Below are 16,141 nucleotides of genomic sequence, written 5' to 3' on the forward strand. Positions count from 1 at the left end.
GTGTTGCGTCGTGCAACAGAGTGCGGGCGGCGGCCTCCTGATACATCGCGATCTGTCACAACGACGACACTGGTGACTGTGCTGATTGGACCGGTGCGAGAGTTGTGCGGCATGAGCGCGTACTAGCCATGGTCATGGCCAACCCGGAACGGGCCGCCGCACTCGGCGCGCGGCTGCTGGCCCGGGCCGAACGCGACCGCGACCGCCCCGGTGCCTCCACCAGCCTGCGCATCCTGGGGCTGGCCGCCCGCGAGCTGCAGGAACCCGCGCTGGCCGCGACCCGGCTGCGGCGCTCGATCGCCGTGGCCCGCGAGCATCCGCAGCTGGCGGCCGAGTCCCGGATGAGCCTGGCGCTGGTGCTCAACGACCTCGGGCGGCCCCGGGCCGCGCTGCGGGAGATCGATCAGGCGCTGCTGGTGCTGGAGGGGCTGCCGCTGGCCCGGGCCCGGATGCAGCACGGCATCCTGCTGCGGCGGCTGGGCCGCGACACCGAGGCGCTGGAGGCGTACGGCGCCGCGCTGGCCGCCTTCCGCCGCCACGACGACCGGCTGTGGCAGGCGCGGGCGCTGACCAACCGCGGGGTGCTCCAGGCGTACCGGGGGATGCTGGCGCAGGCGAGGGTGGACCTGGAACGGGCCGAGGACCTGTACCGGGGCCTGTCGCTGACCGCGGCCGTGGCGCAGGTGCAGCACAACCTCGGCTTCGTCGCGGCCCAGGGCGGCGACATCGTCACCGCGCTGACCTGGTACGACCGCGCCGACGAGCAGTTCCGCCGCAGCGGCCGCCGCCCCGCCGAGGCGCTGATCGACCGGACCGAGCTGCTGCTGGCGGCGCGGCTGCTGCCCGAGGCCCACCAGGCGGCCCGGGACGCGGTCGAGCTGGCCGGGTCCACCCGGCTGGGTTCGCTGCTGCCGCAGGCCCGGCTGCTGCTGGCGCAGGCGGCGCTGGCCGCCGGGGACACCGCCGAGGCGCGCCGGTCGGCGCGGCTGGCCCGGCGGGCCTTCGAACGCCAGCAGCGCGAACGGTGGGCAGTGCACGCCCGCTACCTGGAGTCGGTGGCGACGGCGCGGCAGAGTCCGCGGCGGCTGCGCACGCTGGCGGCGGCGCTGGACGCGGCGGGCTGGCCGGAGCAGGCCCTGGACGCGCGGCTGCGCGCGGCGGCCACCGGCGACGCCGGTGCGCTGGCCGAACTGGCCGCGGTCGACGTGGGCCGGGGGACGGTCCGGCTGCGCATCCGGGCCTGGCACGCGCGCGCCCTGCACCGCCTGCACCGCGGTGACCGGGCCGGGGCCAGGCGGGCCCTGCTGGCCGGGCTGCGGCTGCTGGACCAGTACCGGGCCGCACTGGGCGCGACCGAGCTGCGGGTGCTCAGCTCGGCCGAGGGCGGTGAGCTGGCCGGGTTGGGGGTGCGGCTGGCGCTGCTGGAGCGGTCGGGGCGGCAGGTGCTGGGCTGGGCGGAGCGGTGGCGCGCGGCGACGCTGCGGCTGCCCGCCGGGCGCGGCGACGACGATCCGGTGCTGGCCCGGGAGCTCGCCGAGCTGCGCCGGGTCAGCGCGGAGCTGGCCGGATACTCCTCCGACGCGATCCGGCGGGCCCGGCCGCTGCAGCGCCAGCGGGTGCTGGAGGACTCGATCCGGCGCCGCACCTGGCGTACCGCGACCCCGGACGGCGTGGTGGAGACGCCCGGTTCGGTCGACGAGATCGTGGCCCGGCTGGGCGCGCGGGCCCTGGTGGAGCTGGTCGAGCAGGACGGGCGGCTGCTGGCGGTGGTCGCCGTCGACGGCCGGATCCGGCTGCAGCCGCTGGTCTCGGCGACCGTGGTGGCGGCGGAGCTGGCCGCGCTGCGGTTCGCGATGCGGCGGCTGGTGCTGCGGTACGGATCGCCGGCCTCGCTGGCGGCGGCGGAGGCGGCCGCCCGGCACGGCGTGCGGCAGCTGGACGAGTGGCTGCTCGGCGGCCCGCTGTCCCGGCTGGTAGGCGACCGGGACCTGGTGGTGGTCCCGACCGGTGCCCTGCAGGCGCTGCCGTGGTCGGCCCTGCCGAGCTGCCGGGGCCGGTCGCTGGCGGTGGCGCCGTCGGCGACGGCGTGGGCGCGCGGCGCGGCCGGGGGCGGGGCGCCCGACGGCCGCACGGTGCTGGTGGCGGCGGCCCGCCCGGAGCACGCGCTCGGCGAGGTACGGGCGCTGGCGGCGCTGGCACCGGCCGCGCGGGTGCTGGCCGGTCCGGACGCGACGGTGCGCGCGACGCTGGCCGCCATCGACGGCGCCAGCCTGGTGCACCTGGCCGCGCACGGCGAGTTCCGGGCCGACAATCCGCTGTTCTCGCACATCGACCTGGCCGACGGGCCGCTGACCGTGCACGACCTGACCGGCCTGCACCGCGCGCCGGACCTGGTGGTGCTGTCGGCGTGCGACACCGGCCTGTCGGCGGTGCATCCGGGCGACGAACTGATGGGCCTGACCGCCGCGCTGCTCGGGGCCGGTACGCGCACGCTGGTCGCGAGCATCGGGCCGGTCGACGACGGCGCGACGCGGGCGCTGATGCTGCAACTGCACGACCGGCTGCGCCACGGCGCCGAGCCGGCCGCCGCCCTGGCCGCCGCGCAGGTCGCGGCCCCGGCCGAGCACTGGGCGACCGCGCACAGCTTCTCCTGCTTCGGCGCCGGCGCCGCCTGAACGCACAGTCAAGGTCACCCGAGTTGCCCGGCAATCGGGGGTATCGCGAGCCGCATACCCCCGATTGCCCGGCAACTTGAACGCCTAGCGCCCCGCCCGGGTCGGATATCGGCGGCGGGGGCGTCGCGCAGCTGACATCGACGGCTGTATCAGCGCCCGCCGCCGCCCGCTCTGTTTCGCGATCGTGCCGCCCGGCACGAGGCGAGGCGGAGGTGGACGGATGCGGTACACGCAGGAGCCGGGGCCGCTGGCCCGGGCGTCGGCGCTGCTGCTGGCGAGCCTGGCCGAGGTCGACGTGGCCGTACAGGTCGAGCACCCCGGCGCTGTGCAAGGGGTGCAGGCCGGGGCGTACGGCGGCCCGTGGCTCGCGGTATGGCCGTACGCGGTGCTGCCGGAGTCGCTGCCGGCCCGCGCCGGTGACCCGCTGCGGTTACGGGTGCGGTTCCTGCTGCACGCCGACGGTCCCGGCACGACCCCGGTCGAGGTGCTCGACCGGGTGCTCACGGCCGGAGTGCCGTACCTGTTGGCCGAGGCGGTGCCGGACAGCCTGTGGCCGGCGCTCGGGGCACGGCTGCGCATGGCGCTGCTGTGCGAGGTGCCGGTGCAGCAGGCCACGGCGGCGCCGTACGTGCCGCGCGTGACCCAGCCGCCCCGGCTGGAGACGACGTCGCTGCGGTCGCTGTCGGGCCGGGTCGTCACCGTCGACGGAGTGCCACTGGCCCGGATGCGGGTGGCGGTCGCCGATCAGACGGCTGCGGCCTACACCGACAACAGCGGTCACTTCACGCTGCCCGCGGTCGCCGCCGACCGCCCGCTGCGCCTGCTGGTCACCGGCCGCGGGTTGCAGCTGTCCGCCGAGGTCGCGGCCGTCTCGGCCGACCCGGTCGTCATCACCTGCGAGATCCTGGAGGTCTAGCAATGCCCGTGTACTCCTCTCCCGGCATCTACGTCGAGGAGGTGTCCGGCGGCAGCAGGCCGATCGAATCGGTCGGCACCAGCACCGCCGGGTTCGTCGGCACCGCACCCGACCCCACCGCCCGCCGCGACGAGGCGGTCGCGGTGAACAGCTGGTCGGAGTTCGTGCGCGTCTTCGTCGGCGAGAGCACCACCAGCACCCCGCTGTCGCGGGCCGTGTACGGCTTCTTCGACAACGGCGGCGGCCGCTGCTACGTCGTCAACATCGCCTCCGGGCACCCGCTGGCCGGCAAGGGCCGCCAGCGGTCCGGGCTGCGACTGCTGGAGGCGATCGACGAGATCGCCATCGTGGCGGCGCCCGGCTACACCGACGCGGCCTCGTACGAGGACCTGCTGGCCCACTGCGAGCTGATGGGCGACCGGATGGCCATCCTCGACGGGCCGGAGCAGACCGGCGACGTCGAGCGGCTCACCCGGGTCGGCGGGGTCACCCTGCCCAAGCCGCCCCGCAAGACCGGCGGCACCGAGGGCGAGACCCAGGCCGCGCCCGCCGAGGAGAACAGCGGGCTGCGGCCGCGCCAGTCCGACTACGGCACCTTCTACGTGCCGTGGCTGGTCGTGCGCGACCCGCTGACCGGCGAGATGACCAGCACCCCGCCCAGCGGCCACGTGGCCGGGGTGTGGGCGCGCACCGACGTCACCCGGGGCGTGCACAAGGCGCCGGCCAACGAGCCGGTGCGCGGCGCGGTCGACCTGTCGTACCGGGTGACCAAGGCCGAGCAGGACGTGCTGAACCCGGCCGGGGTCAACTGCATCCGGCACTTCCCCGCCGAGGGCATCCGCATCTGGGGCGCCCGCACCCTGGCCGCCTCGGCCAGCGAGTGGCGCTACCTCAACGTCCGGCGGCTGTTCAACATGCTCAAGGAGTCGATCGGTGACGGCACGCGCTGGATCGTGTTCGAGCCCAACGACAACCTGCTGTGGAAGTCGATCCGCCGCGACATCGGCGCGTTCCTGACGCGGGTGTGGCGGGACGGGGCGCTGCAGGGGCGCACGCCGCAGGAGGCGTTCTTCGTCAAGTGCGACGAGGAGACCAACCCCGCCGAGGTCCGCGACGCGGGCCAGGTCGTGACCCTGATCGGCATCGCGCCGGTCAAGCCGGCCGAGTTCGTCATCTTCAAGATCAGCCAGTCCGCCGGTACCGGCGAGCAGGGAGCCTGACATGCCCGAGGTAACCGCCACCGCGCGTCCCGCCGCCCAGCCGGGCAACCTGGTGGACCCGTATCGCGCGTACAACTTCAAGCTGCTCATCAACAACGTGACCGAGGGGCACTTCACCGAGGTCGGCGGGCTCGGCATCAAGGTCGAGACCATCGCCTACCGGGAGGCGGGCAACAACTCGGTCGTGCGGGCCATCCCGGGCCGGGTGACGTACCAGCCGGTGACGCTGCGCTTCGGCCTGACCTCCTCGGCGGAGCTGTGGGAGTGGCTGATGACCGCGGTCGAGGGCCGGGTCAGCCGCCGCAACGTCTCCATCGTCATGCTCGACAGCTCGGGTTCGGCCGAGGCGCTGCGCTGGAACCTCGTCAACGCCTGGCCGCAGGAGTGGTACGGCTCGCCGCTGGACGCGATGAGCCGCGAGCTGGCGGTGGAGACGCTGGTGCTGGCGCACGACGGCCTCCAGCGGGAGACCAGCGGTGTCGGCGCGGCTGCGTGAGCTGGTCGGCTGGTTGCGGCGCCTCTTCGAGAGAAGGGGCGCCGCCGCCCGGCAGGCCCTGGCGGTGACCCCGGACGGCACCGTCCTGGTCTACGCCGACCAGCCTGATCCCGCTGACGACGACCTCGTCGCCGACGACTTCCTCGCCCGCGACGCCGAGCCGGCGGACCGGACGGGGCACGCCGGGGCCGAGTCGCGACTGGGCGGACGGGCGTCCATCGAACCACCCGCACGTCCCGGAACCGGTTCCGGACCAGTCCGGCCCGGTGCCGACGCGAACCGCGCCGGTCCCGCTGTTGCCGGAACCGGTTCCGGCAGCGCCGCCCGGACGGCCGCGGACTGGGCCCAGAGCCCGGCGCCGAAGTTCCGGCCCGCCGAGAGTGCCGCAGGGTCCCCACACGCCGACCTGGACTCGCACGACGGCCGACCGGCGACGGCACCGACACGACGGACCGCACCGGATCAGCAGGCACCCACCGGGGCCAGCCTGCGACCGGCGGTGCCGCCGACGGCCCTCGACGCCGCCGCGACCACGGTGAAGTACACGGTGACGCGCTGGATCGACCGCCACACCACGCACGGACCCGCCCCCGACCCCACCGCGCCCGCCAATACGCGGACGTGGCCGCCCACCGACCCGGCGTCCCCCCACGCCACCCCGGCATTGCCGCCCGCCACCCCGGCGTGGCTGCAGTCTCAGGGAAGGAGCATGAATCCGGTCCAAGATTCCGACACTTTCCCTGAAACTGCGGCCGATCTTGGCCGTGACGGTGGTCGCGTCCGGTCCTGGCTGGACCGGGACGAGCCGGACCGGCCGCGGTCGAATTCTGTCGGCTGGACCGATCGTCCCGAATCCGCCACCGGGCGACCCCGTCCGGATGGGCGGCCGAGTGCGAATGTGCGGCCGGACCGGCACGGCCGGGAGCTGCGCGAAGGTCACCGGCACGTCGATCGTGACCCCCTGGCGGGAGATGCGCCACACCTAGCAGCCCCGCCCGCCGGAACCGGTTACGAGCAGGGCGTTCGCGCTGGCGCAACGCCTGGCCGTGTACGCCCCGGTCGGGACGCCCAGCCGCCGACTCCGGCATACCCCGTGGTCCGTTCATCCCGGACCCGCCCGGCCGGCACCCGCGACGTCGAGTCCGAAGAGGTCGCGGCCACGGCGCAGGCACCCTGGCCGGCGCTGGACGGTGGCGTCGCGGACGCCGATCCGTGGCCGCGGCTGCTCGACGACGCGGCGCTGTGGACGGTTCCCGAACCGTCCGCCCCCCACCCCGACCGGATCCACCGACTGCGACGTGAACAGGAGGGGCAGCAGTGGAACGCATAGCCTTCCTCGTCGACGCCACCGGCGAGCGCATCGACTGCCTGGTCAACCCCGAGACCCTGGTGGTACGCAGGCTCGCCGGGGTGCGCCCGGCGGCGCTGCCCGGTGCCGTGGTCGGCACCGGAGTCGACGACGCGCTGCTGTACACCGGCGGCGGCCGTACCGAACTGGTGCTCGACCTGCTCTTCGACGTCGACCTGGTGGAGCCCGCGCACCGGCCCGACGACGTACGCGAGCTGACCGGGCGGCTGTGGCACCTGGCCGAGAACGGCGGCGGCCGCCTGCCGCTGGTGCGCCTGGTCTGGGGCAAGAGCTGGAACCTGCCCGGCGTGGTGGTGAACGTGGCCGAGCGCCTCGACGCCATCGACGCCTCCGGCACGCCCCGGCGCTCCTGGCTGCGGCTGAAGCTGGTGCGTACCGAGGGTGAGGCGGCCGCGCCGCCCGCACGCACGTCGGCGGCCGCGGTCCAGGTGACCGGCAACGGCGCCGACGGCGCGGGCGTCCGCTTCGACCTGCTGGCCGCGACCGCGCTGGGCGACCCGACCCGCTGGCGGGAGCTGGCCGAACACAACGGCGTCACCAATCCGCTGGCCGTGGCCCCGGGTTCCGTACTGGGAGTGCCGTCATGATCATTCCTCGGTTGTCGGTACGCCTCGACGGCGTGCCCGTGCCCGGCCGGGTCCTGTCGGCCCGGGTCGCGTACCGGATCTCGCTGCCCGCCCAGGCCGAGCTGACCGTGCAGGACGCCGGCGGCTGGCCGTTCGGCGCCCGGCTGCGGCTGGAGCTGGACGGCGCGGAGCTGTTCGACGGCGAGGTCGGCTCGGTGGAGCTGGTCCGGGGTCCCGGCTCGGAGACCGGCTGGACCGTGGTCGCCCACGACGTGCTGCACCGGCTGCGTTCGCGGCAGCGCCCCCGGGTGTTCACCGACGTCACCCTGGCCGACCTGGCCCGCGAGGCGACCACCGGGCTCGGGCTGGCCGTGCGCTGCCCCGACCCTGGGCCCGCGCTGGAGCGGGTGGTGCAGCACCGGGCCACCGACTGGGACCTGCTGTCGCGCACCGCCGCCCGGCTGGGCCGCTACGTGTACCTGGACGGGCGGACGCTGGTGGTGGACACGCTGCGGCCGCACGGTTCGGCAGTGGAGCTGAAGTTCGGCGACACGCTGTGGCAGTGCCGCGCCGCCGGGCACGCCGACCGGGCCCTGTCGGCGGTGACCACGTACGGCTGGCACCCGGGCCGGGGCGAGTTCACCACCGAGCGCGCGGCCGGGCCCGGCTACCGCCCCGGCGCGACGGCGCCACCGGCCGGGCTGGCCGCCGGAGCCGAGCGCACCCTCATCGACCAGCCGGTCGGGCACCAGGCCGAGGCGGCGCAGGCGGCCGTCGACCGGGGCGCCGCGCGGATGCTGGCGGTCAGCGGCACCTGCCAGGGCGACGTGTCGATCCGGCCGGGCCGGGCCGTGGGCATCAGCGGCGTGGACCCTGCCGTCGACGGGGTGTATCCGGTGTGCACGGCCGTGCACACGATCGACGCCGCCGGCTACCGCACCGAGTTCGGCACCGAGGCACCGGAAGGGCTGCCGGCCGGTACCGCCGCCGCGATCGCGCTGGGCCGGGTGACCGAGGTCGGCGATTCGCGCGGCCGGGTCCGGGTGGTCCTGCCCGGACACGGCGACCTGGATCTGGGCTGGCTGCCGGTGCTGTGCCCGGGTGCCGGGCCCGGCAAGGGCGTCGTCGCGCTGCCCGACCCCGGCGACCTGGTGGTGCTGGCGCTGCCGCGCGAGGACCCGGCCGACGCGATCGTGCTCGGCGCGGTGTTCGGCTCGCAGACCCCGCCCGACACCGGCGTGAAGGGCGGTGCGGTGAAGCGGTGGACGCTGCACAGCGCCGGCGGCCAGCAGGTCGTCGTCGACGACGCCGAGAAGTCGATCACGCTGACCAACGCCGACGGCAGCCGCCTGGAGCTGTCCCCCAGCACGGTACGGCTGCTGGCCCGCACCGACCTGGTCATCGAGGCGCCGGGCCACAAGCTGTCCATCCGCGCCGCCAGCGTCGACTTCGAACGGGCCCTGATCCCGGGCCTGCCCACGGGGGTGAACCCGCTGTGAAGGCGATCGTGTCGACCGCCGACGTGCGCTGCGACCACGACGGCAAGGTGCAGAACAACCCGTCGCAGCACTGGGTGGAGATCGGTGGCCACCCGGTGCTCGTCGACGACGACCCGGAGGGGCGCGCGATCGTCCGCTGCCCGAACATCGGCGCCACGATGAAGCCCTGCGTGAAGACGCTGCGCGTGTTCACCGGCTACAGCGACTGGATCCGCGTCGACGGGCACGCGGTCGTGCTGGACAACCTCGACGGGCTCACCGACGGCACCGTGCCCGGCACGGTCCACTACCAGGTCCGGATCCCCGGCCAGTCCTTCGTGGAGGTCTCCGCGTGAACGCGACATCGCTGCGCTTCTCCGAGCCCGACGGGCTCGTCACCTCGGCCGCGGGCCGGGTCGCGCTGGTACACGGCGACGACGCCATCCGCCAGGCGATCATGCTGCTGCTCGGTACGACGCCCGGCGAGCGCCTGATGCGCCCCGACTACGGCTCGCACCTGCACCGGCTGCTGTTCGCGCCGAACGACCAGACCACCGCGGGTCTGGCCATCCACTACGTCCGCCACGCGATCGAACGCTGGGAGCCGCGGGTCGAGATCGAGGAGGTCGACGCCGACCCCGATCCCGACCTCCCGACCCGGCTCAACGTGCACCTGCGCTACCGGGTCCGCCAGACGCTGGCCACCGGTGTCCTCGACTACCCCCTCGACCTCGGAGAGCAGCCATGATCCCCGTGCCGAACCTGGACGACCGCACGTTCGCCGACCTCGTCGCCGAGGCCCGCGAGCGGGTGCGCCGGTCGTCACCGGACTGGACCGACCTGTCGGTGCACGATCCGGGCGCCGCGCTGCTGGAGGCGTTCGCGTACCTGACCGAGGTGATGCTGTACCGGCTGAACCGGCTGCCGGAGAAGGCGTACCTGGAGTTCCTGAACCTGCTCAGGGTCGTCCGGCGGCCGCCCGCGGCGGCGTGGGTGGAGCTGACGTTCAGCCGGACCGGCGCCGACACGGCCGAGCGGATCGTGATCCCGGCCGGGACGCGGGTGGTGGCCGCGCGCGGCGCCGACCCGCAGCCGGTCGTGTTCACCACGACCGTCCCGGCCGCGATCGCGGAGGGCGCGGCGGAGGCGCGGGTACGCGCCTACCACTGCGAACTGGTCGACGGGGAGCTGCTGGGGCTGGGCAGCGGGCTGCCCGGCCAGGTGCTGCGCTGCGACCGCGCCCCGCTGGCCACCACCGGTGAGCCGCTGGAGGTGATGCTGGGCGTGCAGGCGGCCGGGCCGGTCGACGGCACGGCACGGGAGTTCCAGGGCAAGGTCTTCGAGATCTGGCAGCGGGTGGAGAGCTTCGCCGGGCTGGGGCCGACCGACCGGGCGTACCTGCTGGACCCGGCGGCGGGCGTGGTCACGTTCGCCCCGGAGCTGGACGGGGCGGCCGTGCCCGGGGCGGTGCCGGGCGCCCACCGCGAGATCCGGATCTGGTACCGCACCGGCGGCGGCTCGCACGGCAACGTCGGGGCGAACACCCTGACCACGCTGCGCGATCCGATCGCGGGGGTACGGGTCGGCAACGCCGAACCGGCGCGGGGCGGGCGCGACCTCGAAGCGGTCGACGCGGTGGCCCGGCGCGGGCCGTACGAGCTGTTCAGCCTGCACCGGGCCGTCACCGCGCGCGACTTCGAGCTGCTGGCCACGACCGACTCCCCCGCCGTGGCGCGGGCGCGGGCCTTCACCCGGGCGGCGATGTGGTCGTTCGCGCGGCCGGGCGAGGTCGAGGTGACGCTGGTGCCGTTCGTGCCCGAGGCGGCCCGGCCGGGCTGGCGGCTGCCGGTGTCGGTGCTGCTGGAGCGGCAGCTGGACGAGGTCCGGCTGCGGACGCAGACCGACCTGGATCGGCGCCGGGCGCTGGGCACGTCGGTGACCACGACCTGGGCCCGGTACAAGACGGTGGCGGTGCGCGGCCGGGTGGTGGTGGGCCGCCAGGAGGACCTGGACGCCGTCCGCCGCCGCATCCACGACCGCCTCTACCAGGCGATCAGCCCCCTGCCCGCCCCGGCGACGGTGGAGGGCTGGACGTTCGGCGAGCCGCTGCGCGCCTCGAACGTGTACCGGATCCTGGAGCAGGCCGAACCCGGCGTCCGCTACGTCGACGACGTGCGGTTCGTGCTGGACCACGCCCCGTCGGGCGTGACCGGCTCCATCGCCGCCGACAACTACCAGGCCGCCACCTGGTACACCGGCGGCGGCAGCCAGGTGTTCCGGTCCACCAACGACGGCCAGGGCTGGGAGCTGGTCAGCGACCTGCCCGGCGAGACGGTCCGGCAGGTGCTGCCCGCGCCCGGGGCGGACCGTCCCGGGGTCACGGCGCGGCCGGGGACCGTCGCGGTGGTCACCAACACCGACGAGGGCGGCTCCTCGGTGTACGTCTCGGCCGACCTGGGCGAGACGTGGCGCAAGCTGACCGAGATCGACGCGGTGGTGCTGGAGGCGGCCTGGATCGACCGGGACGAGGCGGTGTCGCTGCTGCTGGCCTCCGACGCGGGACTGTTCGAGATGTCGCTGGTGGACGGCGCGGTGCCGCTGCAGATCGTGGTGGACCAGAAGGACCAGGACCGCGGCTTCAACTCGGTGCGGGCGTTCGTGTCCGAGCGCGGGGTGTGGGGCGTGGCGCTGGCCGCCGAGACCAGCTACGGGGTGTACCTGTCCACGGCGGGCGGCAAGCCGGGCACGTTCCAGCACGTGGGGCTGGCCGGCACCGACACCCGGGCGCTGGCGGTGCAGCTGGACGGGCCGGACACGGTGCTGTGGGTGGGCACCGGCATGGCCGACCCGCGCAAGCCGGGCAAGGGCTGCTACCGGGCGCGGCTGTTCGAGGCCGACGTGCGCTGGCAGGAGATGTCGAACGGCTGGACCGGCGGCACCTGCTGGGGCCTGGACTTCACCGACGGGGTCGCGTACGCGGCCAGCCAGAGCGGTGGCGTGCTGCAGCTGGACACCACGGCCGCCGCGCCGCAGTGGGAGTCGCCCTCGGTCAACTGCGGCCTGCCGCTGCGCGACCGGACCCGGTTCGAGCCGGTGCGCACGGTCGCCGCCGGTGGCGAAGTCTTCGTGGGCGGCAACCGGGGCGTGCAGGTGCGCGCCGGGGCGGGCCTGTGGCGCTCGGCGGCCAGCACGGAGCTGCGGCAGGTCGTCACGATCCCGCCGACGTGGCTGCTGGTCTCGGGGGACCACGACATCGAGGTGGTGACCGACGATGCGGCGTGACGCCATCGCCGGGATGCTCCCGGCCGCGTTCCAGCGGACCATGCACCCCTCCGGCGTGCTGTACGCGCTGCTGGACGTCATGGAGGGCCTGCACTCCAGCAGCGAGGCCCGCCTCGACGCGGTCGAGGATCTGTTCCACCCGTACCGCTGCCCGGACCGGCTGGTGCCGTTCCTGGCCCGCTGGGTGTCGGTGGACCACCTGGGCAGCGGCCGGGACCTGGTCGCGCACGGCACCGCGCTGGCGCAGTGGCGCGGCACCCGGGAGGGCCTCAGGGCGGCGGTGGTCATCGCCACCGGCCTGACCGAGATCGAGATCGAGGAGGCGGCCGACCGCCCGTTCCACCTGATCGTCCGCATCCCCGCCGGATGCGTACTGGCCGAGCAGGTCCGGCACATCGTCGAGCTGGACAAGCCGGCCGCGACCACCTTCGAAATGGGAGAACTGCCATGAGCGAGAAGACCGACAAGAACGAGAAGTGGATCATCACCACGTCCACGCCGGAGGTGTCCCTGGGCCAGGACCGCACCGCCGAGGTGACCTTCACCATCACCAACCAGACCAAGCGCACCGGCCGGCCCGGCATCGACTTCCACACCGGCACCGACACCGACGCCGCCTGGTTCACCGTCGAGGACTACCCGCGCCCGCGCCCCGGGGCCACCGCCCCGCTGGTCGTGAAGATCAATGTGCCGCAGACGGCTCCGGCCGGGCGCTACGAGTTCCAGGCCCGGCTCACCCCTCCCCCGGCCCCGGGCACCTTCGGCGACGCCGAGGCCGGTGACGCCCCGGAGGAGAACTCGGTGCTCAGCCGCCGCGTCGCCGTGGTCGTGCCCGCGCCGCCGACGCCGGAGAAGAAGCCGTTCCCGTGGTGGATCGTGGTCGCCGCCGCCCTGGCCGTACTGGTCATCGGCGTGATCACCTGGCTGGTGTGGCCGAGCGGGGAGCCGGAGGCCGTCGCGCCGCAGCCCTCGGCCAGCCCGTCGGTCGAGCCGAGCGCCAGCCCGGAGCCGGTGGCGATGGTCGCCGTGCCCAAGCTGGTCGGGCTGAACCTCGCCGACGCCAAGGCCGCCCTCACCAAGGCCGGGTTCGTGGCCGGGACGATCCAGTACGGCTGGGACAACTCCCGCGGCCCCGGCGCGGTCACCCGCCAGTCGCTGCCCGGCGGCGCGAGCGCGGCCAAGGGCAGCACCGTCGACCTCGGCATCTCGGCGGCCGCCGCGCAGCCGGTGATCTCCGTACCGGTCAACAACTCCAGCGTCCCGCCGGGCCGGATGCCCACGCTGAACTGGACCCAGCCCGACTCGTGGCCGGTGCGCTGGCTGATCTCGGTGCAGATCGAGCGCTGCACCCGGTCGGTGGTGGGCGAGGTCTGCAGCCTCACCCCGGCCGTCTCCAGCCAGATCTCGCGCGAGCGGCAGTTCACCCCGGCCCTGCCCAAGCCCAGCTACGACGTGGTCAACAACGTCCGCGACAACGGCTGGGTCGTGATCAGCGTGCAGGTGCTCGACGACTACGGCACCGCCACCAGCGCCGGCACCGTCCGGGTCTACCTGGAGCACTGACATGCCCGCACTCACCCGAGGACAGAAGATCCTGGCGGCGGTGGCGCTGCTGATCGTGGCCCTGTACGTCACCGGCGTGGCCACCCAGAACGACCAGGAGTCCATGGCCGACCCCACCGACAACGCCCTGGTCCAGACACTGGGCGACTGGTTCGGCGACCCCGACCCGGTCGACCCGGCGGACCTGGCCGCCCCCTGCCTGGCCGACAGCGTCCTCACCATCGAGGGCAGCTGCGTGCTGACCGTCGCCGGGGCCGAGGCGGACCTGCGCGAGGTCGCGCTGCGCCCCGACGCCGAGCTGCACCTGCACACCCGGGCGCCGCACGACGACACCGACCTCGACCGCGACGTGCCCGCCGCCGAGACCATCAGGGTCGCGGTGGACGGCGACGGCGTCGGCATCACGCTCACCTGCGACAAGTGCACCGTGACCATTGGAGGCAGCGATGGATAGGCTGCGCACCCCGTTCTTCTTCGTCTCGCTCGTCGCGTTCGGACTGGTCGTGGCAGTGGAGACGGGCAGCTCGTTCCTGCTGGGGCTGACCACTCCGGCCCTGGACACGGCCACCCAGCTGGGCGCCGACGTCCCGCCCGGGGCGGCGGAGCGGCCGGGCGGGCTGGCGATCTCGTACCTGGCCCTGATCGACGTCGTGCTGCTGGGCACGGCGGTGCTGATGGGCGTGGCGATCCTGGCCTCCAAGCGGCTGCACGCCCGGGCCCAGGGGGTGGTGACGCTGATCGGGGCGATCATCCTGATCATCACGGCGCTGGTGCTGCTGTTCGTGGCGATCGCCAAGCTGGTCCTGATGATCGGCCTGCTGCTGGCCTTCCCGTTCGGGACGATCGTGTACCTGATCCTGTTCGGGTCGTTCCCGCGTGACGAGGCGGCGGTGGTGCTGTCGCTGATCATGTTCCTGAAGGTGGTCGGCGCGGTCTGCCTGGTCCTGGCGCAGCAGCGGTTCCTGCAGAACAAGGGCCTGGTCGCGATGATCATCACGGCTCTGCTGGGCAACGTGGTCGCGGTGTTCCTCCACGGCCTGGTGCCCGGGATCCTGGTCAGCATCACCGACGCCATCGCCGGGATCGTGTTCGCGATCGTCGGCATCGTCTGGGCCATCATCCTGATCATCGGCTCGATCCCCGCCATCATCCGAGCCGCCCAGGCGACGATGGCCAACGTCAAGCAGCTGCGCGCGGCCGCGCCCGACGCGGTCGAGGCCTGAGCACGCCCGAGCGGGCGCCGCCGCGCCCGCTCGGGCCCACCGCGGAACCTTGAGCGGATCTGTAGATCCAATGTATACAGATCAACGACGATTCCCGCATGACACGTGCTGGCATGAAATCGATGCTTGCCTCGCTGGCGAGCGTCGTCCTCGTCATCGTGCTCGGTGGCGCGGCGCCGGCGGCGGCCGCCGTCGCCACCCCGGTGCCGATCTCGACCGCGCCCTTCGCGATCAAGGTCGACTATGCCGCGTACGGCGCGGCCGCGACCAGGCTCGACGCGCTGCTCCCCAACGTCACCGTCGCCGCGGTGATGGACGACGCCAACTACGACCGGCGCGGCCTGTGCAACACCGACTCGCTGCCGAAGCTGGCCGGGCCCCTGACCGGATTCTGCTTCAACGACGCCGACACCACCGACTGCCACACCTTCCCGCAGGGTCTGACCACGACCCGGGACGCCACGGGCGGCGACTACGACGGACGGCAGTTGATCGTCACCAGCTGGTACCAGAAGAGCGAGTGCGGCAGCGACTACGACACCACCCGGACGAAGGTGATCCTCGCGGACTGGGACGCCGACCACCCCAACAAGTACCGGAAGCTCATGCTGGTGCAGCCGTACATCGACGCGGCCGGCAACCCGAACTTCCGCCCGTACCTGCTCCACGCCTCCGGCATCTCCTGGTACGGCCACTACCTGTATGTCAGCAACGGCAGCACCGGACTCGAGATCTTCGACATGCGCAAGATCTGGCGCGTGGACGACACCGGCAGCGGCATCGGGCGCCAGTCGGACGGCAGCTACGAGTCGGCCGGCTACAAGTACGTCCTGCCGTCGGTCGGCACGGTCCGCAACGCGGGCACCTCCGGCCTGCAATGGTCGACGCTCGGCCTGGACCGGGCGCAGCTCTCGCTGGTCACGACCGAGTGGATCGAGACCGCGGGGACCCGGCACGCCGTGCGCTACCCGCTGGACGCCGCGACCCAGGCGTTCAAACCCGGAGCCGACGGACTGGTCCACGCCACCCAGGCCCTCAACTACACCTACGTGCACGTCCAGGGCGCGGTGTCGCACAACGGCCGCTGGTGGTTCGGTGCCAGCTCGCCGGTGGGCATGTACTACTGGGAGCCGGGCACCTCGGCCCGCATGTTCGAGTGGGAGGGCTGGACCGAGGGGCTGTCCTACTGGGAGGACGCGGCCGGGCCCGACCTGCTGTGGACGGTGAGCGAGCAGCTGGACGAGCGGGTCGTCTTCGCCGTCGAGCAGGCCCGCTACTCCTGACGCCCACTGATCAGGACGACGTCGGCTCGGCCCGCCGGATCGGCGGGCCGAGCCGGACGCGTTCTCCGCT

Annotated in this window: 16 protein-coding genes; 15 read left to right on the top strand and 1 reads right to left on the bottom strand. The window is 74.0% G+C overall.

The genetic code is table 11. From position 1 onward, the window contains the following. Positions 1-134 precede the first annotated feature (134 nt). The 4 genes from QEZ54_RS22575 to QEZ54_RS22590 all read left to right on the top strand — a co-directional run bounded on the left by QEZ54_RS22575 (position 135) and on the right by QEZ54_RS22590 (position 5,307). On the top strand, positions 135-2,675 hold the full coding sequence (locus tag QEZ54_RS22575; RefSeq protein ID WP_281306686.1) for a CHAT domain-containing tetratricopeptide repeat protein: 2,541 nt from the start codon (positions 135-137) through the stop codon (positions 2,673-2,675). 220 nt (positions 2,676-2,895) lie between these two features. Then, positions 2,896-3,591, top strand: a complete 696-nt coding sequence (locus tag QEZ54_RS22580) for a carboxypeptidase-like regulatory domain-containing protein (protein WP_281306687.1) — start codon at positions 2,896-2,898, stop codon at positions 3,589-3,591. 2 nt (positions 3,592-3,593) lie between these two features. Beyond that, the gene (locus tag QEZ54_RS22585; RefSeq protein ID WP_281306688.1) at positions 3,594-4,811 is read left to right on the top strand and encodes a phage tail sheath subtilisin-like domain-containing protein; all 1,218 of its coding nucleotides are present in this window, start codon (positions 3,594-3,596) and stop codon (positions 4,809-4,811) included. Position 4,812: 1 nt separating this feature from the next. Beyond that, positions 4,813-5,307 (top strand): phage tail protein, encoded by a 495-nt coding sequence (locus QEZ54_RS22590; RefSeq protein ID WP_281306689.1) that lies wholly within the window; start codon positions 4,813-4,815, stop codon positions 5,305-5,307. A 462-nt stretch (positions 5,308-5,769) separates the two neighbouring features. Here the strand turns inward: QEZ54_RS22590 and QEZ54_RS22595 are convergent, their stop codons facing one another. Continuing rightward, the gene (locus QEZ54_RS22595) at positions 5,770-5,985 is read right to left on the bottom strand and encodes a hypothetical protein (protein ID WP_281306690.1); all 216 of its coding nucleotides are present in this window, start codon (positions 5,983-5,985) and stop codon (positions 5,770-5,772) included. A gap of 415 nt (positions 5,986-6,400) precedes the next feature. Between QEZ54_RS22595 and QEZ54_RS22600 the strand changes: the two genes are divergently transcribed. From QEZ54_RS22600 to QEZ54_RS22650, 11 genes are all read left to right on the top strand, one after another. Next, positions 6,401-6,637 (top strand): hypothetical protein, encoded by a 237-nt coding sequence (locus QEZ54_RS22600; protein WP_281306691.1) that lies wholly within the window; start codon positions 6,401-6,403, stop codon positions 6,635-6,637. After that, on the top strand, positions 6,625-7,263 hold the full coding sequence (locus QEZ54_RS22605) for a hypothetical protein (RefSeq protein ID WP_281306692.1): 639 nt from the start codon (positions 6,625-6,627) through the stop codon (positions 7,261-7,263). The genes QEZ54_RS22600 and QEZ54_RS22605 overlap by 13 nt, the downstream gene beginning before the upstream one ends. Beyond that, entirely contained in the window at positions 7,260-8,741 is a 1,482-nt protein-coding gene (locus QEZ54_RS22610; RefSeq protein ID WP_281306693.1) for a phage baseplate assembly protein V, read from the top strand. Before QEZ54_RS22605 ends, QEZ54_RS22610 begins: the two co-directional genes overlap by 4 nt. Further along, positions 8,738-9,076, top strand: a complete 339-nt coding sequence (locus QEZ54_RS22615; protein ID WP_281306694.1) for a hypothetical protein — start codon at positions 8,738-8,740, stop codon at positions 9,074-9,076. The genes QEZ54_RS22610 and QEZ54_RS22615 overlap by 4 nt, the downstream gene beginning before the upstream one ends. Continuing rightward, the gene (locus QEZ54_RS22620) at positions 9,073-9,468 is read left to right on the top strand and encodes a GPW/gp25 family protein (RefSeq protein WP_281306695.1); all 396 of its coding nucleotides are present in this window, start codon (positions 9,073-9,075) and stop codon (positions 9,466-9,468) included. Before QEZ54_RS22615 ends, QEZ54_RS22620 begins: the two co-directional genes overlap by 4 nt. Next, a complete protein-coding gene (locus QEZ54_RS22625) occupies positions 9,465-12,002 on the top strand; it encodes a putative baseplate assembly protein (RefSeq protein WP_281306696.1) in 2,538 nt (845 codons plus the stop codon). The genes QEZ54_RS22620 and QEZ54_RS22625 overlap by 4 nt, the downstream gene beginning before the upstream one ends. After that, complete coding sequence (locus QEZ54_RS22630) at positions 11,992-12,453, top strand: phage tail protein (protein WP_281306697.1); 462 nt, start codon at positions 11,992-11,994, stop codon at positions 12,451-12,453. Before QEZ54_RS22625 ends, QEZ54_RS22630 begins: the two co-directional genes overlap by 11 nt. Beyond that, a complete protein-coding gene (locus QEZ54_RS22635) occupies positions 12,450-13,565 on the top strand; it encodes a PASTA domain-containing protein (protein ID WP_281306698.1) in 1,116 nt (371 codons plus the stop codon). The genes QEZ54_RS22630 and QEZ54_RS22635 overlap by 4 nt, the downstream gene beginning before the upstream one ends. 1 nt (position 13,566) lies before the next feature. Next, positions 13,567-14,019 (top strand): hypothetical protein, encoded by a 453-nt coding sequence (locus tag QEZ54_RS22640; protein WP_281306699.1) that lies wholly within the window; start codon positions 13,567-13,569, stop codon positions 14,017-14,019. Continuing rightward, positions 14,012-14,788, top strand: a complete 777-nt coding sequence (locus tag QEZ54_RS22645; protein WP_281306700.1) for a hypothetical protein — start codon at positions 14,012-14,014, stop codon at positions 14,786-14,788. Before QEZ54_RS22640 ends, QEZ54_RS22645 begins: the two co-directional genes overlap by 8 nt. Positions 14,789-14,901: 113 nt before the next feature. Further along, positions 14,902-16,071 (top strand): hypothetical protein, encoded by a 1,170-nt coding sequence (locus QEZ54_RS22650; RefSeq protein ID WP_281306701.1) that lies wholly within the window; start codon positions 14,902-14,904, stop codon positions 16,069-16,071. The last annotated feature ends 70 nt before the right edge of the window (positions 16,072-16,141 follow it).

The organism is Catellatospora sp. KI3 (genome assembly GCF_029948125.1).
Taxonomy (GTDB): Bacteria; Actinomycetota; Actinomycetes; order Mycobacteriales; family Micromonosporaceae; genus Catellatospora.